Origin of the sequence: Streptomyces sp. NBC_01433 (assembly GCF_026340105.1) — a bacterium.
Classification (GTDB): Bacteria; Actinomycetota; Actinomycetes; order Streptomycetales; family Streptomycetaceae; genus Streptomyces.
Genome location: NZ_JAPEPM010000001.1, coordinates 5,571,686 through 5,592,178 on the forward strand (window position 1 = coordinate 5,571,686; position 20,493 = coordinate 5,592,178).

General features: G+C 69.8%; 15 protein-coding genes and 1 pseudogene. 14 read left to right on the top strand and 2 right to left on the bottom strand.

Going from position 1 to position 20,493, the window contains the following annotated elements; translation table 11 throughout:
* Window positions 1-174 precede the first annotated feature (174 nt).
* The 6 genes from OG413_RS25150 (at window position 175) to OG413_RS25175 (ending at window position 6,546) form a co-directional block, all read left to right on the top strand.
* Window positions 175-498: an integration host factor gene (locus tag OG413_RS25150; RefSeq protein ID WP_266808962.1), complete on the top strand. Its 324-nt coding sequence runs from the start codon at window positions 175-177 to the stop codon at window positions 496-498.
* 38 nt (window positions 499-536) lie between these two features.
* Window positions 537-1,154: a guanylate kinase gene (gene gmk, locus OG413_RS25155; RefSeq protein WP_266808963.1), complete on the top strand. Its 618-nt coding sequence runs from the start codon at window positions 537-539 to the stop codon at window positions 1,152-1,154.
* A gap of 77 nt (window positions 1,155-1,231) precedes the next feature.
* On the top strand, window positions 1,232-1,504 hold the full coding sequence (gene rpoZ, locus OG413_RS25160) for a DNA-directed RNA polymerase subunit omega (RefSeq protein WP_003970369.1): 273 nt from the start codon (window positions 1,232-1,234) through the stop codon (window positions 1,502-1,504).
* A gap of 132 nt (window positions 1,505-1,636) precedes the next feature.
* Complete coding sequence (gene coaBC, locus OG413_RS25165) at window positions 1,637-2,854, top strand: bifunctional phosphopantothenoylcysteine decarboxylase/phosphopantothenate--cysteine ligase CoaBC (RefSeq protein WP_266808964.1); 1,218 nt, start codon at window positions 1,637-1,639, stop codon at window positions 2,852-2,854.
* Window positions 2,855-3,081: 227 nt separating this feature from the next.
* Complete coding sequence (gene metK / locus OG413_RS25170; RefSeq protein WP_266808965.1) at window positions 3,082-4,290, top strand: methionine adenosyltransferase; 1,209 nt, start codon at window positions 3,082-3,084, stop codon at window positions 4,288-4,290.
* A 111-nt stretch (window positions 4,291-4,401) separates the two neighbouring features.
* Window positions 4,402-6,546 (top strand): primosomal protein N', encoded by a 2,145-nt coding sequence (locus OG413_RS25175; RefSeq protein WP_266808966.1) that lies wholly within the window; start codon window positions 4,402-4,404, stop codon window positions 6,544-6,546.
* A gap of 209 nt (window positions 6,547-6,755) precedes the next feature.
* On the opposite strand, the gene OG413_RS25180 is transcribed toward OG413_RS25175, so the two are convergent.
* Complete coding sequence (locus tag OG413_RS25180) at window positions 6,756-7,325, bottom strand: hypothetical protein (protein ID WP_266808967.1); 570 nt, start codon at window positions 7,323-7,325, stop codon at window positions 6,756-6,758.
* A gap of 446 nt (window positions 7,326-7,771) precedes the next feature.
* Here OG413_RS25180 and fmt point away from each other — a divergent pair, with 446 nt between their 5' ends.
* Together fmt and OG413_RS25190 are read left to right on the top strand one after the other, a co-directional pair.
* Window positions 7,772-8,704, top strand: coding sequence for a methionyl-tRNA formyltransferase (fmt, locus tag OG413_RS25185; protein WP_266808968.1), 933 nt, complete (start codon window positions 7,772-7,774; stop codon window positions 8,702-8,704).
* A 71-nt stretch (window positions 8,705-8,775) separates the two neighbouring features.
* The gene (locus OG413_RS25190; RefSeq protein WP_266808969.1) at window positions 8,776-10,209 is read left to right on the top strand and encodes an RsmB/NOP family class I SAM-dependent RNA methyltransferase; all 1,434 of its coding nucleotides are present in this window, start codon (window positions 8,776-8,778) and stop codon (window positions 10,207-10,209) included.
* 54 nt (window positions 10,210-10,263) lie between these two features.
* Here OG413_RS25190 and OG413_RS25195 read toward each other — a convergent pair whose 3' ends face one another.
* Window positions 10,264-10,581 (bottom strand): hypothetical protein, encoded by a 318-nt coding sequence (locus tag OG413_RS25195; protein WP_266808970.1) that lies wholly within the window; start codon window positions 10,579-10,581, stop codon window positions 10,264-10,266.
* A 279-nt stretch (window positions 10,582-10,860) separates the two neighbouring features.
* On the opposite strand from OG413_RS25195, the pseudogene OG413_RS25200 reads away from it, so the two are divergent.
* The 6 genes and pseudogenes from OG413_RS25200 to OG413_RS25225 form a co-directional block, all read left to right on the top strand.
* A pseudogene (locus tag OG413_RS25200) lies at window positions 10,861-11,151 on the top strand (IS3 family transposase); the annotation flags it as partial.
* A 309-nt stretch (window positions 11,152-11,460) separates the two neighbouring features.
* Window positions 11,461-13,485 carry a hypothetical protein gene (locus OG413_RS25205; RefSeq protein ID WP_266808971.1) on the top strand — a complete coding sequence of 675 codons (2,025 nt, stop codon included), beginning with the start codon at window positions 11,461-11,463 and terminating at the stop codon, window positions 13,483-13,485.
* Window positions 13,486-13,597: 112 nt separating this feature from the next.
* On the top strand, window positions 13,598-15,265 hold the full coding sequence (locus tag OG413_RS25210; RefSeq protein ID WP_266808972.1) for a hypothetical protein: 1,668 nt from the start codon (window positions 13,598-13,600) through the stop codon (window positions 15,263-15,265).
* An 82-nt stretch (window positions 15,266-15,347) separates the two neighbouring features.
* Window positions 15,348-15,716: a hypothetical protein gene (locus OG413_RS25215; RefSeq protein ID WP_266808973.1), complete on the top strand. Its 369-nt coding sequence runs from the start codon at window positions 15,348-15,350 to the stop codon at window positions 15,714-15,716.
* A gap of 48 nt (window positions 15,717-15,764) precedes the next feature.
* A complete protein-coding gene (locus OG413_RS25220) occupies window positions 15,765-17,861 on the top strand; it encodes a hypothetical protein (RefSeq protein ID WP_266808974.1) in 2,097 nt (698 codons plus the stop codon).
* Between the two features lie 41 nt (window positions 17,862-17,902).
* On the top strand, window positions 17,903-20,488 hold the full coding sequence (locus OG413_RS25225; protein ID WP_266808975.1) for a DUF6603 domain-containing protein: 2,586 nt from the start codon (window positions 17,903-17,905) through the stop codon (window positions 20,486-20,488).
* The last annotated feature ends 5 nt before the right edge of the window (window positions 20,489-20,493 follow it).

The window sequence follows — 20,493 nt, forward strand, 5'->3', positions numbered from 1 at the left end:
TCGGCTGAGGCTGACCAGGACTTTTCGTCCGTTCTCGCTGACTCAGACGGCCTTGGCCGCTAGTCTCCGTCGAGAGCCAACGGGCACAGGTTGTTCCGTTGCTCACCAGGTGTGGGGCGACTAGGTTCCTCACCGGTCCGTATCCGACAGATCGACATCCGAGGTGACGTAGGCGTGGCTCTTCCGCCCCTTACCCCTGAACAGCGCGCAGCCGCGCTCGAAAAGGCCGCCGCGGCTCGCCGGGAGCGGGCCGAGGTCAAGAATCGACTCAAGCACTCCGGTGCCTCGCTCCAAGAAGTCATCAAGCAGGGCCGGGAGAACGACGTCATCGGCAAGATGAAGGTCTCCGCACTCCTTGAGTCCCTGCCGGGCGTGGGCAAGGTCCGCGCCAAGCAGATCATGGAGCGTCTCGGGATCTCCGAGAGCCGCCGGGTCCGGGGTCTCGGCTCCAACCAGATCGCATCTCTGGAGCGTGAGTTCGGCGGCACCGCCGCCTGACGTTCTCAGGCACTCCTGAGAACCTGGATAATCGCTCCATGGCTGCAACATCCCGGGGGACGTCCCCCGTACCCCCGGACGTACGTCCGCGGCTGACCGTGCTCTCCGGCCCTTCGGGTGTCGGCAAGAGCACGGTCGTCGCTCATATGCGCAAGGTTCACCCCGAGGTCTGGCTCTCCGTGTCGGCGACGACACGCAGGCCACGCCCCGGGGAGAGCAACGGCGTCCACTACTTCTTCGTGGACGACGAGGAATTCGACAAGCTCGTCGCCAACGGTGAACTGCTGGAGTGGGCCGAGTTCGCGGGCAACCGGTACGGCACGCCGCGCCGGGCCGTCCTCGACCGCCTGGAGGCAGGTGAGCCGGTCCTGCTGGAGATCGATCTCCAGGGGGCCCGGCTGGTCCGCCAGTCGATGGCCGACGCGCGCCTGGTCTTCCTGGCTCCGCCGAGCTGGGACGAACTGGTGCGTCGGCTCACCGGCCGCGGCACCGAACCGCCCGAGGTCATCGAGCGCAGGCTCGCCGCCGCCAAGATCGAACTGGCCGCCGAGGCCGAGTTCGATACGACGCTCGTCAACACCTCCGTCGAGGATGTGGCCCGTGAGCTGCTAGCCTTGATGTTGCAGGCTTCCGCCCACCGTGACAGCAGCGACTGAATCACACGGAGCACCATCCGGCGGATGCCGCACTATCAAAGATTTCTTTGATCTTTACCCCCTTCGGAAGGCAGAGAGTGTCCTCTTCCATCACCACGCCCGAGGGCATCATCAACCCGCCGATTGATGAGCTCCTTGAGGCCACCGACTCGAAGTACAGCCTTGTGATCTACGCCGCCAAGCGCGCGCGCCAGATCAACGCGTACTACTCGCAGCTCGGTGAAGGTCTCCTTGAGTACGTCGGTCCGCTCGTCGACACCCACGTACACGAGAAGCCGCTCTCGATCGCGCTCCGCGAGATCAACGCGGGTCTGCTGACCTCCGAGGCCATCGAGGGCCCCGCGCAGTAAGCAGAAAAGCACCTTCACCTCAGGCCCGGCGGGCATCCCGCCGGGCCTGAGGTGTGTCCCGGGGTCCGTGCGGGCCGTCCCCGCGCGTTGAGGCAGCATGGGGTGACACGTAGCCGAGTGCGGGGAGACGCAGTGCAGAAGCCGAAGGTCGTCCTGGGGGTCAGCGGAGGCATCGCCGCCTACAAGGCGTGCGAGCTGCTGCGCCGGCTGACCGAGTCCGGACATGACGTACGGGTCGTGCCGACCGAGTCCTCGCTGCACTTCGTGGGGGCCGCCACCTGGTCCGCGCTCTCCGGCCACCCCGTCTCGGCCGAGGTCTGGGACGACGTCCACGAGGTGCCGCACGTACGCATCGGACAGGGCGCCGACCTCGTCGTGGTCGCCCCGGCCACCGCGGACATGCTCGCCAAGGCAGCCCACGGCCTCGCCGACGACCTCCTCACCAACACGCTGCTCACCGCCCGCTGTCCGGTGGTCTTCGCGCCCGCCATGCACACCGAGATGTGGGAGCACCCCGCCACCCGGGAGAACGTCGCCACGCTGCGCCGCCGCGGTGCGGTCGTCATCGAGCCCGCGGTCGGCCGGCTCACCGGCGTCGACACCGGCAAGGGCAGGCTGCCCGACCCCGGCGAGATCTTCGAGGTCTGCCGGCGGGTCCTGACCCGCGGCCCCGCCGAGCCCGACCTCGCGGGCCGCCATGTGGTGATCAGCGCGGGCGGCACGCGCGAACCCCTCGATCCCGTCCGCTACCTCGGCAACCGCTCCTCCGGCAAGCAGGGGTACGCCCTGGCGCGCACCGCGGTCGCCCGCGGGGCCAGGGTCACACTGATCGAGGCCAACACCGGACTGCCCGACCCGGCGGGCGCCGATGTACTGCGGGTCGGAACGGCCGTGCAGCTGCGCGAGGCCGTGCTGAAGGCCGCGGCGGACGCGGACGTCGTGGTGATGGCGGCGGCGGTCGCCGATTTCCGGCCCGCCGAGTACGCCCAGGGCAAGATCAAGAAGAAGGACGGCCAGGAGCCCGCCGCCGTCGCGCTCGTCCGCAACCCCGACATCCTCGCCGAGGTCGCCGCCGAGCGGGCCCGGCCGGAGCAGATCGTCGTGGGTTTCGCCGCCGAGACCGACGACGTCCTCGCCAACGGGCGGCGCAAGCTCCGCCGCAAGGGCTGCGATCTGCTCGTCGTCAACGAGGTGGGGGAGCGCAAGACCTTCGGCTCGGAGGAGAACGAGGCCGTGGTGCTCGCGGCCGACGGCGGCGAGACCCCGGTGCCCCGCGGACCCAAGGAAGCGCTTGCCGACACGGTCTGGGACCTCGTGGTGACAAGGTTCCGCCAGATTTCACATTCGTAGCTTCAAGGGTTCGAAAGCCAGTGAAATCGGGCCCATTCGCTGCCCTGACGGGCGAATCTTCGTACCGGTGAGGGCAGTGCCGCACGTCACAGACGTGCCAAAGTGCGAGACGCGTGGCCCAAGCGACGGGTGCGACCGATAAACTGGACGACGGTACGTAGCCGGGCGCAGCTCCCGGGCGTACCACCAATGATCAGCCAGCAGCCGCTGCAACCCCAGGGAGCGATGTGTCCCGCCGTCTCTTCACCTCGGAATCTGTCACCGAGGGTCACCCCGACAAGATCGCTGACCAGATCAGCGACACGATTCTCGACGCGCTCCTGCGCGAGGACCCCGCCTCGCGCGTCGCCGTCGAGACCTTGATCACCACCGGTCTGGTGCATGTCGCGGGTGAGGTCACGACCAAGGCCTACGCCGACATTCCCAACCTCGTGCGCAACAAGGTCCTGGAGATCGGCTACGACTCCTCGAAGAAGGGCTTCGACGGCGCCTCCTGTGGCGTCTCGGTGTCCATCGGTGCACAGTCCCCGGACATCGCCCAGGGCGTCGACACCGCGTACGAGCAGCGCGTCGAGGGCGACGAGGACGAACTCGACAAGCAGGGCGCGGGCGACCAGGGCCTGATGTTCGGTTACGCCTGCGACGAGACGCCCGAGCTGATGCCGCTCCCGATCCATGTGGCGCACCGGCTCTCGCGCCGGCTGTCCGAGGTCCGCAAGAACGGGACCATCCCGTACCTGCGCCCCGACGGCAAGACCCAGGTCACCATCGAGTACGACGGTGACAAGGCCGTCCGGCTCGACACGGTCGTCGTCTCCTCGCAGCACGCGAGCGACATCGACCTGGACTCGCTGCTCGCGCCCGACATCCGTGAGTTCGTCGTCGAGCACGTCCTGGCGCAGCTCATCGAGGACGGCATCAAGCTGGACACCGAGGGCTACCGCCTGCTGGTGAACCCGACCGGCCGTTTCGAGATCGGCGGCCCGATGGGTGACGCCGGGCTGACCGGCCGCAAGATCATCATCGACACCTATGGCGGTATGGCCCGCCACGGTGGCGGGGCCTTCTCGGGCAAGGACCCCTCCAAGGTGGACCGTTCGGCGGCGTACGCGATGCGCTGGGTCGCGAAGAACGTCGTCGCCGCGGGCCTCGCCGCCCGCTGCGAGGTCCAGGTCGCGTACGCGATCGGCAAGGCCGAACCGGTCGGGCTTTTCGTCGAGACCTTCGGCACGGCAGCCATCGAGAGCGAGAAGATCGAGCACGCCATCGGCGAGGTCTTCGACCTCCGTCCGGCCGCGATCATCCGCGACCTCGACCTGCTGCGGCCGATCTACGCCCAGACCGCCGCGTACGGCCACTTCGGCCGCGAACTCCCCGACTTCACCTGGGAGCGCACCGACCGCGTGGACGCCCTGCGCCGCGCCGCGGGCCTGTAGGACCGTCGCGCAGTCACGGCTTGCCGGGGCCCGGACACCGCTCGTGGTGTCCGGGCCCCGGTGTCGTGACGCCCGGCGCCGCTGTCAGTGCCGTCTGGTAGGAATTTGGCTGTGAGCAGCGACGACGAGCAGTCCGCCGGGCCCGAGGCCGGGGTCCCGGAGCAGCTTGCGCTGATCCGGGAGACGGTCCGCAGGGCGAAGGTGCCGCGGGCCAAGCCACGGACCTGGCGCGGCGCCGCGCTGGCCAAGGAGCTGCCGGTCGCCCGTGTCCTGGTGAACAAGGGCGTGCTCCATCTCGACCAGTACTTCGACTACGCGGTCCCGGAGGAGCTCGACGCCGACGCGCAGCCGGGCGTGCGGGTGCGCGTGCGGTTCGGGGCCGGGGGGCGCAATGTGCGGGACGGGCGGCGTGAGGGCGGCGGCCTGATCGACGGGTTCCTCGTAGAGCGCGTGGCCGAGTCGGACTATCAGGGGGCGCTCGCCGCGCTCGCCTCCGTCGTGTCGCCGGAACCCGTGCTCGGACCGGAGCTGCTCGCCCTGTCGCGGGCGGTCGCCGACCGTTATGCGGGCAGCCTCGCCGATGTGCTCCAACTCGCCGTGCCGCCGCGCAACGGGCGGGCCGAGTCCAAACCCTCGCCGGAGCCCCTGCCGCCGCCGCTCGCGCCCCTGCCGGGCAGCTGGGAGCGGTACGGGCAGGGGACCGCGTTCCTGCGGGCGCTGGCCGAGGGCGGTGCGCCGCGGGCCGTGTGGACGGCGCTGCCGGGCCCGCACTGGCCGCAGGAGATCGCGCTGGCGGTGGCGGCGACGCTCTCCTCGGGACGCGGCGCGCTGGTCGTCGTACCGGACGGGCGGGTCGCGGGCCGGGTGGACGCCGCGCTGACACAGGTGCTCGGGGCCGGGCGGCACGCCCTGCTCACCGCCGACTCCGGGCCCGAGAAGCGCTACCGCCAGTGGCTCGCCGTGCGTCGGGGTTCGGTACGGGCGGTCATCGGGACACGGGCAGCGATGTTCGCCCCCGTCGCGGATCTCGGCCTGGTCGCCATCTGGGACGACGGGGACTCCAGCCACAGCGACGACAACGCCCCCTTCCCCCATGTCCGCGAGGTCCTGGAGCTGCGGGCCGCGCACGGCAGGTGCGGCTTCCTGCTCGGCGGGACGAGCTGCACCGTGGAGGCCGCCCAGCTCGTGGAGAGCGGCTGGGCGCTGCCGCTGAGCGCGGACCGGGAGAGGCTGAGGAGCGCGGCGCCCCTGATCCGTACGGTCGGGGACGGCGAGCTGGCCCGGGACGGCGCGGCGAAGGCGGCGCGGCTGCCCAGCCTGGCCTGGCAGACCGTACGGGACGGGCTGCGCGGCGGCCCGGTGCTGGTCCAGGTGCCGCGCCGGGGTTACGCACCCCGGCTCGCCTGCGAACGCTGCCGCACGCCCGCCCGGTGCCGGCACTGCGCCGGGCCGCTGGAGGCACCCGACCAGCAGGACCTCGACTGCTCCTGGTGCGGACGTGCCGAGCGCGCCTGGCACTGCACCGCCTGCGGGTCCACCCGGCTGCGCGCCCAGATCGTCGGGGCCCGCCGGACCGCCGAGGAGCTGGGCCGCGCCTTTCCCGCCGTGCCGGTACGGACATCGGGGCGCGACCACATCCTGGACGCCGTACCGGGCGAACCCGCGCTCGTCATCAGTACGCCGGGGGCCGAGCCCATCGCCGAGGGCGGGTATGCCGCCGCGCTGCTGCTCGACGGCTGGGCGATGCTCGGCAGGCCCGATCTGCGGGCGGGGGAGGACGCCCTGCGCCGCTGGACCGCGGCCGCGTCGCTGGTCCGGGGGCAGGACGAGGGCGGCACGGTGGTGATCGTGGCCGAGCCGACGCTGCGGCCGGTGCAGGCGCTGGTGCGCTGGGATCCGGCGGGGTACGCCCGGCGCGAGCTGGCGGAGCGGGCCGAGCTGGGCTTTCCGCCGGTGTCCCGGATGGCCTCGGTGACCGGGCCCGTGGAAGCCCTGGCCGGTTTCCTCGCAACGGCCGGGCTGCCGCCGGAGGCCGAGGTCCTGGGACCCGTGCCGGTGCCGTCCGCCGAGCCGGGCAGGCCGCGCAGGCCGTGGGACGCCCCGCCCGGCGAGACCTGGGAGCGGGCGCTGATCCGTGTGGTGCCGGGACGCGGTGCGGCGCTGGCCGCCGCGCTGAAGGGGGCGCAGGCGGCGCGGATGGCCAGGGGCGGCGGAGACCCGGTACGGATCAGGATCGACCCGCCGGACATCGGCTGAGGCGCCCCGTGCCGCCGCGCCGGGCACCGGCGCCGGGGCCCTGCGCGCCCGGTGGATTGCGGTGCCGGGGCCCGTACAGCCCCGGTGGATGGCGGTGTGGAGGTCCTGCACGCCCGGTGGACATCGGTGCGGACGCGGCTGGAGGAGCGCCGAGACGGGACTGCCCCGCCGTGCGACCGGCACGGTGGGGCAGAGGGGGCGGTGTGGGGTCAGCCGTTGCGCGGGCCGGGGAAGGCGCCGGGGCGCAGCTCCTCCCGTGCCGAAGGGGTGCCGACCGAGGGCTGCGGAGGCATCGCGCGTGCCGCGGGCACCGCGGGCAGGGCGGGCCCGGACGGGATGACGGGGGCACCGGGCAGACCGGGGGACAAGGGGCGGGGCGCCGCGGCATCGGCAGCGACAGCGGTGGAATCGGCGGCGCCGGGCTGCGGGGCGGCGCGACGGGATCCGTAACGGCGGTGCACCGCCTGCTTGGTGACCCCCAGCGCAGAGCCCACCGCGTCCCAGGAGAATCCGAGGGAACGGTCGAAGTCCACCGCCGCGGTGACCAGGGTCTCGACGCTGTCCCGCAGTTCCTGGGCGAGGCGGACGGTGGGGGCCGGGGCCCTGCCATAGACGACGAAGCCCGCTGAGGGGCCGGAGCGGCGCGGACGGTAGACATTGCCCAGCTGTGCGGTGAGGGTGCGCAGCGCGTCCACCTGCCGCCGGACCCGCTCGATGTCCCGCACCAGAAGATGCAGGCTGGCCCGCGCTTGGGCGTCGTGGGTTGCGTGGTCGGCCATGAAGAAGCCTCTCGAACCGGCGTTGAAAGGGATCGGGCCGCACCGTGGCGGCCCGCTTCGGTCAATCTCCTTTGACCAACGCGTCAGCCGGGTATGTGGTCACGCTATCGGGGCGTATGTGCATATGCGCGGGGCGCACAGGCGCGCGTACGCCCCCGGCCGGAATCAGAACGTGAGCCCCCCCGAGGGCTGCCGTCGTGCACCCGCCGGGGATGCCGGGGGAGCCCTCGGACCGACCGGCACACGGGGGGCGGCGTCGCTGGGCCGGGCCCGCACATCTGCGGCGTTGCCGTCACTCAGCATGGCGCTGCCATGTCTCGATCCTCCGTCGTGCGGCCGCACGCACCCGGTCCCGCTCCCGCCGCCACCCTCCATGTGCCGGTCGGTCTTAGACTGGTGCGTTGCTCGTCACCGTACGTCTTGGCCCGAGAGGCAGTCAGCCACCCATGAAGCTCGTCTTCGCCGGCACCCCCGAGGTCGCCGTCCCCGCCCTGGACGCCCTGATCGCCTCCGACCGGCACGAGGTGGCCGCCGTGGTGACCCGTCCCGACGCGCCCTCGGGGCGCGGCCGCCGGCTGGTCGCCAGCCCCGTCGCCGAGCGGGCGGCGGAGGCCGGGATCGAGGTCCTCAAGCCGGCCAGGCCGCGGGACGAGGAATTCCTGGCCCGGCTGCGGGAGATCGCCCCGGACTGCTGCCCCGTCGTCGCCTACGGTGCGCTGCTCCCCAAGGTCGCGCTCGACGTGCCCGCCCGCGGCTGGGTCAACCTGCACTTCTCGCTGCTGCCCGCCTGGCGCGGCGCCGCGCCGGTCCAGCACTCCGTGATGGCCGGGGACGAGGTGACCGGAGCGTCGACCTTCCTGATCGAGGAGGGACTCGACTCCGGTCCGGTGTACGGCGTCCTCACCGAGGAGATCCGTCCCACCGACACCAGCGGCGACCTGCTCACCCGGCTCGCCTTCGCCGGTTCCGGCCTGCTCGCGGCGACGATGGACGGCATCGAGGACGGCACGCTGCACGCCGTCCCGCAGCCGGCCGAGGGCATCACCCTCGCCCCGAAGATCACCGTCGAGGACGCCCAGGTGCAGTGGTCCGACCCGGCCCTGCGGGTGGACCGGGTGGTGCGCGGGTGCACCCCGGCGCCCGGGGCATGGACGCTCTTCCGGGGGGAACGGCTCAAGCTGATCCAGGCCACGCCGGTCCTGGACCGTGCGGATCTGGCCCCCGGCGAGCTCTCCGCCGCCAAGAACAACGTGTACGTCGGCACCGGTTCGCACGCGGTCGAGCTGCTCTGGGTCCAGCCGCAGGGCAAGAAGCCGATGAAGGCCGCCGACTGGGCACGCGGGGTACGGATCGCTCCGGGGGAGCTGCTCGGGCTGTAGGTACCGGGGCCCGGGACGGCGACGTACGCTGGGGAGGTTCGCCCCCTCACCATCAGCGGAGCACCTTTCACGTGAACGACCAGCCACGTCGCCGTCCTGCCAAGCCTCACCGCCGTCCCCAGAAGGACCCCGTCCGGTTCCTCGCCTTCGAGGCGCTCAGGGCCGTAGACGAACGTGACGCGTACGCCAACCTCGTCCTGCCCCCGCTGCTGAAGAAGGCCCGTGCCAAGGGCGACTTCGACGCGCGGGACGCGGCCCTGGCGACCGAGCTGGTCTACGGGACGCTGCGCCGGCAGGGGACGTACGACGCGATCGTCGCCGCCTGCATCGACCGGCCGCTGCGCGAGGTCGACCCGCCGGTCCTCGATGTGCTCAACATGGGCGTCCACCAGCTGCTCGGCACCCGCATCCCGACCCACGCCGCCGTCTCCGCCAGTGTGGAGCTGGCCCGGGTGGTGCTGGGCGAGGGGCGCGCCAAATTCGTCAACGCGGTGCTGCGCAAGGTCACCGCGCACGACCTCGACGGCTGGGTGGAGCTCGTCGCCCCGTCCTACGAAAAGGACGCCGAGGACCACCTCTCCATCGTCCACTCGCACCCGCGGTGGGTCGTCTCCGCGCTCTGGGACGCCCTGGGCGGCGGCCGGGCCGGGATCGAGGACCTGCTCGAAGCCGACAACGAACGGCCCGAGGTGACGCTCGTCGCCCGCCCCGGCCGCTCCACCACCGATGAGCTGCTGGAGGCCCTCGGCGAGGAGAACGGCCTGCCCGGCCGCTGGTCGCCGTACGCGGTACGGATGGCCGAGGGCGGCGAGCCGGGAGCCCTGACCGCCGTCCAGGACGGCAGCGCGGGCGTTCAGGACGAGGGCAGCCAGCTCGTCGCCGCCGCCCTCGCCAACGCCCCCGTGGAAGGCAACGACACCCGCTGGCTGGACGGCTGCGCGGGCCCCGGGGGCAAGGCCGCCCTGCTGGCCGCGCTCGCGGCCGGCCGCGGCGCCGCCCTCCTCGCGGCCGAGAAGCAGCCGCACCGCGCCCGGCTGGTCGAGCGGGCGCTGGCCGGCAACCCCGGCCCGTACCAGGTGATCACGGCGGACGGCACCCGCCCGCCGTGGCGGCCCGGCACCTTCGACCGGATCCTGATGGACGTCCCCTGCTCGGGCCTCGGTGCGCTGCGCCGTCGTCCGGAGGCTCGCTGGCGGCGCCGGGCGGCGGACCTGGAGAGCTTCGCCCCGCTGCAACGCGGGCTGCTGCGCGAGGCCTTGAAGGCGGTCCGGATCGGCGGGGTCGTGGGGTACGCGACCTGCTCGCCGCACCTCGCGGAGACCCGGGTCGTCGTGGAGGACGTGCTCAAGGGCCGTGGCGGAGAACCGGTGCGGGCGGAGTGGGTCGACGCCCGTCCGCTGATGCCGGGAGTGCCCGCACTGGGCGACGGACCCGACGTCCAGCTCTGGCCGCACCTGCACGGCACGGACGCGATGTACCTCGCCCTGCTGCGCCGGACCGGCTGAATTCCGTGTAGGTGGGAGAGGAACAGGGCGTCGAAGCCGTTCACGCGATCGCCTTCAGGTAGCGGGCCGCGACGGCGGCCGAGTGCGGGCGGTGCGAGGCGTGGGCGCGCTGGGCGCACAGGGGGTGGAGGCGTCGGCGGTGGTGGTGAAGTGCAGGGCCGGATCGCCGTGTTCGGCGAACCGGCCCATGCGCGGCGCGAGCACCGGCAGACCCATCCCCGGGCAGTCCGCCACCGGCATCGACCGCGGGCAGCCCGGCCGGAACGGGGCGATGCCGAAGCGGGCACCGGCCGGCAGGCTGCGGTAGCGCGCCCGGTCTCCCCGGTCGGAGGCCACCCGGACGTGCGGCAGTGCGGCGAGCTGGTCGGGCATCCGCCCGGGGCTGTCGTCCAGACCCGTGCGCGCGGGCCCCGGGTCCCGAACAGGTCCGTCACCCGCACCACACCGGAGGCGGTCAACTGCCGTGTCAGGTCGACGAACCGGGCGGGTGCCGTAGCCCCCGTAGAGGCGGTGGTCGTACACCGCGATCGCCCCGCCGACGCGGCGGGCACGGCTGTCGGCGACGGGAGTAGGGGCGGCGGGAGCGGGGGTGGCGGGGGCGCGGACGAGATGCCCGCCGCGGGGCGGGGCACCACCCGCGTCCGGCCCGCCGGGTCTACGGTCGCCCCCCAGCTCACCGCCGAGCTGCGCGACGGGGGGTGAGTGCGTGAACCACAAGCGTGTCTGACGGGTGATGCGGAAGTACGGCATCACCGGGCCGCGGCTGCGCAAGCGCCAGGTCACTACGGCGCCCGAGCCGTCCGCCACACCGGTACCGGACCTGTTCCGGCGCGATTTCACCGCAAGCGCGAGAACACCGGATACGTCGGGGACATCACCTACCTGCCGGTGGGCGACGGCGAGTTCATGTATCTCGCGACGGTGATCGACTGTTTCTCGCGCTCTCCGCGTGTCCGATCATGCATCGGACACCCGGCCACGCGAATGCCCGAGGCCAACAACGGCTGACACGACGAGGTGGATCGATGCTGGTGACCGTGTCGGGTGGGTGAGTTGGTCGTTGGGCGGGGCGTGGGTGCCTGGCCGTGGACCGTGCCGGATGAGTGGGTAGCGGACCGGGCCGCTGCCGCGGGGAAGGAAGGGCGCCACCGACGCTTCTCGACCGGGACGACGGCGCTCACCCTCATGCCCCGTACCGGTTCACGCGGGGACGTCGCATCCTGTCCGCCCCGTACGACAAGGGAACGTTTGATGGCGTCCAGCAATACCGGTGACAGGCTGTACCCCTACGAGAACAAGAACTGGGCCATGCTCGTCCAGGCGGATCCCGATCACCCTCTGGAGCCGGGTACGGAGGACGGGGGCCTGGTGATCCTGATCCAGAACATCGGCGGTACGGCCAGGAAGCTCAACTCGTACATCGGGCTCACCTACCGTGTGTCGAACACACCGGGACAGATCGTCTTCACCACGCCGTGGGAGAAGGCCGACGAGCTGAACATGGACACCGCGGTCGGCGGGACGTTCGCGCCGGACGGGCTCCCCGGAGACAAGGTGTTCCTGACGATCACTCCCCCCGTCACCGGGGGCTCCAAGGTCGAGGCGCAGATCAGCTCGATCGAGCAGGACCGGAGGGTGTGGTCCTTCCTGCCGAAGGACGGCTGGAAGGACGGAACCGAGTACACCGTGACCGCCTGGTCCGAGTTGGAGGGGCGCCTCTCCGCCCCCACCTCAAGGAAGTTCAAGGCGGTCGCGCCGAAGCCCTCCGTGAACATCCTGACCCCGGCCAAGGACGGGGTCGCCCTCAGCCCGCGCACCAGGCTCACCGGCAGCTACGGCGGCATCGTCAAGAAGGCTGACGGCATTACCCTCACGCACAACGGGACGTCCCTTGTCGTCCGCCAGGACGACCCGGTGAAGGGCACCTGGAGCGCCGATCCGCCGTCGGGTGGCTGGGAGATCGGGGACGATCACCACATCGTGGCCCAGGCCCAGAACGAATCGGAGAAATCGGAGGAGCTGAAGCGGAGCTTCACGGTGTGTCAGCTGAAGCCGGGCAAGCCCCGGATCACCACTCCGCCGAAGCCGGTCGCCAAGTACTACTCGATGTTCAAGCCGCCGCATCTCGCAGGCGTCGTCGAACCCTGGATGCAGCTGGGCTCCGTACAGGGGCCGTGCGACAGGGTCACGGTCAGCGATCCCGCGCAGCCCGAACAGACCATGACCGCGCAGCTCGCCTACGACCAGAAGCTCGACACCTACACGTGGAGTCTGGAGACGGACTGGGCCTCCAGCGACGCCGGGGTCCGGCACGACATCCAGGTGACCGCGTGGCTGGGCGACGAGCACAGCGAGCCGGACGAGAAGTCGACCGTCGGCTTTCTGATGAAGACACCGGCTCCCGAGGAAAACCCCATCCAGTTCACCAGCCCGAAGCGCGATGATCCCGAGGCCGATCCGAAGAGCGAGATCGCCGGCTCTGCGCTCAGGGACACCCCTCAGGTCACGATCAGTGAGAGGGGGACGAAGACCACGGACGAACTGCCGGTGGTCGTGCCGACCACCACGGACGAGCACGGCACGCACTGGTCGTGGAAGCCCAGCGCCGAGTGGACGAAAACCCTGCACACGGTGGTCGTCACAGCGAGCCGGCCGAACCAGATGAACGAGATTTCCTTCACCGTCCCGGGACCCCCCACCATCACCGTGTCCCAGCCCGCGGAGGGCAAGACGATCTACTCCCATGACTCGATCGACGGGAGGCTTCCGAAGGACGCGGTCACCGAAACGGTCACGATCGAGGACACCTGCGGCGGAACGACGCTGCCCTTCACCGCGGAGAACCCCCAGGACCGTACGTTCCACTACGCCCCGCCGCCGACCGGGGACGGATGGCGGACGGGCGCGCACAGCGTGGTCGTCAAGGCCGGTAAATACACCTCCGATCCGCGGCACTTCACGGTCGCCGGTAAGAAGGTCGTCTTCATCACCAGCAAGACCCTGCTGAAGGCGGGCACGATCACCTTCGAGATTCCGGACGCCTGGAACAAGCTCGCCATCAGCTGGTCCGACGGCACGCATACCGAGCCGGTTCCGGTTGTTACCGCGACCAGCGAGGAACTCAAGGGTGAGAAGCCGTCCCAGTACCCCAACTGGCCTTTTTCTGTGTACAGCCCGCCGCCGGGTTACTGGAAGACGGGGACGTACACGCTTCAGTGCTGGAACAAGGCCGGGGTTCTGCTGGGCGAGGACTCGAAGGCGTTCACTGTGGCATGACCCGGGGCGGGGTCCATGGGCACCGGCCTCTTCTCGTCGGCCCCCTGCTTCTTCTCTGTCCTGACGATGGTCCGGTCCGGGTCGCCCGGGCCCTGACTTCTGGGAGTCGACGATGAACATCGACCACAACGACGTCAATTACTACCGCCCCAACGAGTTGTCCCCGATCCTCGTCAATCCCGATGGCGATACGCCGAAGAAGACCGAGGCGGAGGACAGGACCATCCCGCCGCTGAAATGGTCGGTCGAGGCCGGTGTCGGACACGACACCACGTTCAGCAAGAGCGCGCTGTGCAACGACAACAAGATCGGCGACCGTAACCAGCCCGCCGTTTATGTCCATCTTCAGTCGGACACCGAACTCGAACCCGGTGAGGTCCTGTCGCTCACGATCAGTGGGCTCCATGTGCACGGAAAGAAGAGGGAGGAACGCACAGGCCGACTCCTGGTGCAGCACGACGCGAACGACCAGGACTGGCCCCAGACCGCGGCACAAGGACGCGTCGCCCTTCCGCTCTCGGCCGACCCGGAGAAGACCCGCGTCGAGTATCCGGTCAATTCCGGGGCCGACATGCTGAAGCCGCTGCCACAGACCTCACTGCTGACGTACTCCCTCAAGGGAGAGGGCGGTAAGCCCATCACCGCCGGCGTGAAGAACAACCTGGAGTTCGTGGCCACCAACCCCGAACCCCCGGGCGGGAAGAGCGCCTGGGTCGCCTATCTGGCAGTGCTGGCGAAGGCAGGAGACGGGCAGGAGTCGATCTGCCGGGAGAAGGACCTGAATGCCATCAAGCCGGTTCCCGCCAAAGGCTTCCGCACGAACACCAAGGCGGAGGTCGAACGGGCCGCGAAGAGCGAGCGGGAGAAGGGATGGCGGCTCGTCGCACAGTTCGAGTCGTACATCAGGAGCAGGGTGTACCCCTATGCCGAACTGAAACCGGGGGAAAGCCTTTCATTCAAGCTCAAGGACGTCATGGTGAGCCCCACATCCGGTGAGGCACCGCTGCTGGTCTTCGAGTACGCGCTGCGCGACGGCAGGACGAAGGTGAACTACAAGGGCTCCCCGAGCCGGAACGAGGCGGGCCGGTTCACCAAGCTGGGCGCCGGGTTCTTCTTCGACTACCTGAGCACGGACCAGCCGGAGATCGAGAAGGGGCACAGGGGCCGTCTCATCTGGTCGGCGGAGAACGTGAAGAAGTACGTCGTCCACGCTGAGGAAACCCTCACCATCGAGCCGGGCGAGCACGCCAAGGACACCAAGGAACTTTCCGAGGCGACCGCCTATCTCCTGGAGGCGTTCTCCCAGGAGGATCTGTCCTTCACCCGGCAGACCGTGGCGGCGGTCCACGATCCTTCCTCCACCTTCCACAATGTCACGGTCAAGCAGGATCTCGGCCTCCACCAAACGGCCTACACCAAGCCTGTCACCATCGTCTACACGAGCAACGACAAAGGGGATGCGACGGTCCTCAAGCCTGCCCCGGTGGACGGTCACGAGGGTGACCGGTTCGTTGTCGTCGGCATCGGGAACGTGAAGCTGTACACGCCCGAAACTGGCAGGAACCCCGGGCTTGACCTGTTCCTCCTGCCCGGCGGAACCACCTCGGTCGGCACCCTCTACGCCGACCCCCGGGCGCAGCGCGCGGTGGGACTGCGGGTCCCGGCCACGACCACCCTGGTCGCCCGGCCCAACAAAGACGTAGGCCAGAAATCCACGCTCGAAGTCGAGATCGTCGCCGCGGTGACCACCCCGAGGATTCTGCCTCCGCCGAAGAAGTGATCCGTGCGGCCTTGCGTGTGCACGGATGTTTCCCGTCCGCGTCCGGACCGGGCCGCGGCGTCCAGCCCCGAGGAGCCCCACTGTGCCAGACCCTGCCATCAGCAGTTTCTACGCCCACACGCTGTCCGCCGAGACCCATCTGACCCACGTTCTCGGCGCGCAGCCGTTCGCCCTCTCCTGGGCGTGCGCGAACACCGTCCGGCTCCGGATGATCGGGCCCGGCGGCGTCGTCTTCGACCAGCGGGACACGGACTTCATCGGCAAGCAGCGGAGCTGGCAGTTCCTGCAGGGCATCACCGATGCGGCGACCTTCCTGCTGAGCGCGACCGGCTCCGAGGAACAGACGACGAGCCAGTACCTCACCCTCTTCGTGCCCGGCTCCGACAAGACCTTCCGCAACCTGGCCATTCTGTCGACCCTGACCCTGGAGAAGCCCGGCCTCACCGGCTGACGCAGGCGATGCCACGGACAGCCGCCCGACACCAGTGGAGACCCCCCTATGAACGCCGTCTCGTCACCGGACACCGGATTCGTCGTCACCACGTCTCCTCCCGAACCCTGCGCGGGCCGGCCGGCCACCGTGCACGTCGATATCCGCCTTCACCACCGGCCCGTTTCCAAGATCACCCTCACGCTGCCCGTCGGCTCCGAGAAGCAGCACCTGGTCACGGTCGAGAACGCGGATCTGATCGAACCTGTGCTGGGCACCGACTACCACTTCACCGCGGCCGCCTACAACCCGTTCTCGCCCTCCAGCAACGAGCCCTACTGGACCGTGGGGACGCCGGAAAAGACCACGGGCAGAGTGGTGTTCACGCTCACCCCCCATCACACCGAGCAGCACACGACCGACCACCTGCACCTCGATCTCGTCGACGTGCATCTGAACACGGTTCCGGGTTCCGTGGCCCTCACCCTGACCACCTACACCGGCGGCACACCGACGCCGACCATGACCACGCTCACCAAACTCACGCCGGGCCTCAAGCTCGACAACCTCCAGGCCACCGGAAAGGCCACCCACGAAACCCGGAACGTCGACGGCAAGGACAGCCCGGTCACCAAAGTCCGGCACGACACACCCATCCTCCTCACCTGGACCGCCCAGGACGCCAAGACGCTCACCCTCACCCGAGGAAATGGGCAGCCGATCTCCCTGCGGGCCGACCAGCGCGCCTATCCCGACCCCGTCGATCCGGAGGCCGAGCCCCTCACTCTCACCGACGACACGAAGTTCACCCTCGCCGCCACCGGCGACGGCGACACCTCTGCCACCAAGGACATCTACCTCTCCGTCTACCAGCCGGACGGCCAGTACAACGACCTCGCCGTCACCGGGACGCTCACCCTCCCGCCCGTGCCGGCACCGACCACCCGCAGGTACTGGCTGACGGCCGACCTGAAGTTCGAGGCCAGGACCGATGGCTACTACCGGGTCGGACTGTTCCTGTACAGCAGGTTCTACGGCTGCTTCCCCCCGGCCAAGGACATGGCCCGCCGCATCCCGACACGGGTGGAAGTGGGGGGCGCCTCATTCCTGTGCGGCAATCTGACCAGCGATCCGCTCACGGTCTTCGCCCCGGCGGGAACGGTCCTGACGGTGAAGAAGCCCGAGATGGATCCGTCCTCGTTCTTCTTCTCGTATTTCCCGGCGGTGACCGTGACATGGGTGGGGCACAGTGCGGAGGATTCGCTGCCCGCGGAGCCGGTCCAGAAGATCTACGAGGTGTTCCCGGCGAAGGGCAAGGTTCCCCTCTGCGCCGCGCAGAACGCATCGGGCACCGACTCGGAGAACCCGGAAATGCTGCTCGAGACACCTAGGGATTCGATCGATTACGGCGGATACGTACAGATCTGGCGCACGATGAAGACACGCGAGAAGGTCTCGCAGACCGGCGTCGTCTGGCGGACCGGCCCCAAGACGGCCAAGACGGTCACGACGGTCTCCGGCGACAAGAGGCGGGAGTTCGACTTCCCCATGACCGACGAAATCACTGGTATGTCTATGAAGCTGGAGACCATCACGCACGAGAAAGTCGATGACCCACTCCTGCACGACTTTACGAAGAAAGGCCCGTTCCATGTCCACAGTGACAATACGCATCCAGGAGACCGCTTTTACTACGGAATCACATGGAATCCGTCACAGTACCCGGCTGATTCCGGTATTAAGTCGCAGGAATTTCACAGCGTGCACGTTTCGACCGCCAGTGCGAGCACCGTGTTCCACGTCAACGGAAAGACTCAGGAAAAGGTCAACACCTTCACCCCGGACGAGATGCCGGCCAGTCATCCCGGCCCTGCGGCCGGGAGCCACAAGTGGGACGACCCCACGCTGTGCGTGGCGTTCACCAAATCGTCCGGCACACGTGATCTCAAGCTGACCGATCTCCAATCCTCCGACAAGTCCGGCGGACCGGACCCTTCGATCAACCTGCTGGACACCGCCGACGGTTTCACGATTCCCGGGACGGACGTCCATATCGCAAAGGACGCCGAATACACCCGCCCCATCCCCCTGGTCGGCAACTGGGCGGTCACCGCCAAGGGCCTCTGGGAGGGCGACACATTGCGTACCCCGCCGGACGCCTACTAGTTCCGTGCCGATCGAGGACCCTCTGCACCCGGGAGTGCGTGATGACCATGTCGGATATCGGTGCCGACGGAAGTACGGGGCCCGCGCGAACCCGGGTGCTGCTCGGAGAACTGAAACTCGGTGGGGTGCTACGAATTCCCCTCATCGACGCGATCATTCCCGTGGGCGCTGGACTGGGCGTGGACGGACTGACAGTCGGCTTCAATTCGGCCGACCTCAGTCAGGCCGCCCTTGACGAAGTGACGAAATTGATCGGGCATCCCCTTCCGGCCGGATACGGCACGCGGAAGGGCACACAACTGGTCGTCGCCGTCCGGGTCGGGGACAAGGTTCACCCGCTGACGCTCACGTCCGCGCCGAAGCCGTATCTTCAGTCCGGCACCGGGGCGTCGACCGATCCGCCCCCGGTGTGGTCCGGCTTCGGAAGTGACGACGGCACCATGTGGCTGGACTTGGACGCCACGGTGGGACCGGTTCACGTGGGACGGATGGGTGCGGGCTACCGGGACGGCAGACTGCTGCTGCTGGCGGACGCCGACGCGGGCGGCGGTGGACTGCGTTTCGGGACCAAGGGGCTCGGCGTGGAGATTCCGCTGAAGGACCCGGCCCGCCCGGTGTTCCACCTGGACGGTCTGAGCCTGGGCTACAGCCGTCCGCCGCTGACGATCGCGGGGGAGCTGGTGCGCCGCGACCTCAAGGACTATTCCCTGGCCGTGGGCGGGGTGGCCGTCGTCCAGACGCCCGCCGTCGGTGTGACCGCTCTGGGCTTCTATGCGCAGAAGAAGAGCGGCGACCCGTCGCTCTTCTGTTTCGGCGTGCTCGACCTGTCGAAGAAGTCAGTGGGTTCGCCCGTGTTCCGGCTGGAGAAACTCGCCGCCGGCTTCGGGTATCACAACCAGGTCCGTACTCCGCGGATCGCCGAGGTGAGGGACTTCCCCTTCGTCAAGCTGCTCACCGCCCAGGAGCCGGAGGACGACCCTCTCAAGCAGCTCGACGTCCTGCTGGACGGCGGCTGGGTGACACCCGCGCCGGGGGAGACGTGGCTGGCGGCCGGGCTGGAGGCCCTCGTCTACGAGCTGGTGGACGTCAGCGCCGTGGCCGTCGTCCAGTTCGGCAACGAGCTGGTGGCCGGTCTGTACGGACACGCGGTGGCCCAGTTCCCGAAGAAGCCCGCGACGCCCTGGGCCGAGCTGGCGATCGACGTACGGGCGGAATACCGCAGCGGCACCGACACCCTGGAGATCGACGCGGTCGTCACCGACGAGTCGTTCGTGCTGGACCGCGACTGCAAGCTCACCGGCGGGGCTGCCGTGAGGCTGTGGTTCGGCCGCAGCCCTCACCCGGGGGAGTTCGTGGTGACGGTGGGCGGCTACCACCCCAAGTTCGCCGTGCCCGGACACTATCCGCGACCGGCACGCCTCGGATTCGACTGGCATCTCTCCTCCTCCGTTCACGCGTGGGGCACGTGCTATGCGGCACTGACACCCCACGCGTTCATGGCGGGGATCAACGCGGGTCTGCGCGGGGAGTGGGGACCGGCCAGTATCGACGCCGGCGTGTACGCCGACGCGCTGATCGAATGGGACCCTCTCTACTTCAATGTCGACTGGGGCGGCCGGATCAGTGGCACTGCCTTCGGTATCACGGTGGAGATCGGCGCGGACGGCACCGTATGGGGCCCACCCGTCGGCGGTCACGCCAGCCTCAAGATCGGTCCTCTCCGCGTCAAAGTGGACTTCGGCGCGGACGACCCCAAAGGGTCGGCGACCCTGAGCGCGGCGGACTTCCGCGAGCGGATGCTGCCCGGCGGGACCCGGCCGCAGAGTGCCTCGGCCAATCCCGCAACCGGCGGGACGGACGACGCGAAGGTGGTGGCGGTCACCGCCGCCCAGGGGCTGCTCCCCGCACGGCCGCCCGCCGGCTCCGCCGATCCGGGCTCCGACCCCGCAGCCCCCGGCCCATGGGCATTCGGCGTGCAGGACTTCGCATGCCGGATCACCACCGCAGTCCCGGTCACCTCCGTCAAGGCCAACGGAACCGACGTCGGCCAGGGCATCCGTCGCCAGAAACTGGAGATCCGCCCGATGGGGGCCACGGATATCTCCTCCACCCTGGAGATCACGGTGCGGCACCAGAAGACCGGTGCCGCCGTCCCGGTGGGCCCGGCAGCGGACGACACGGACACCTGGGGAGCGGCGCTGGACCTCAAGGGCGTGCCGTCCGCCCTGTGGGACACCGCGCCCCAGCCCTCCGACGGAAGCGGCCTGGTCGACGGCTATGCCACTGCCGTCACCCTGACACCGCCACCGGCCCAGCACATCAAGCAGGCGCTGATCCCGGCCGCGGCCCTGCGCGAGCAGACCCCGATCGAGATGACACCCGGGCAAGCGGCACGGGACTACACCAGCCGGCACGGCGAGCGGCTGCCGGCGATGACGGAAAAGCAACTGGCCGAGGTGCCGGCCGCCACCGCGAAGCAGACCCGCCGCACGTTCCTGGACTCACTCAAAGCGCTGGACATCCCGGGATTCGCCACGGACAGCGCGACCGCGGGACTTGACGAGAACATCTTCCGCAACGGGGCCGCCGGTTACCTGGACGCCCTACCGCAGATCCTGGAAGGGTGACCCCC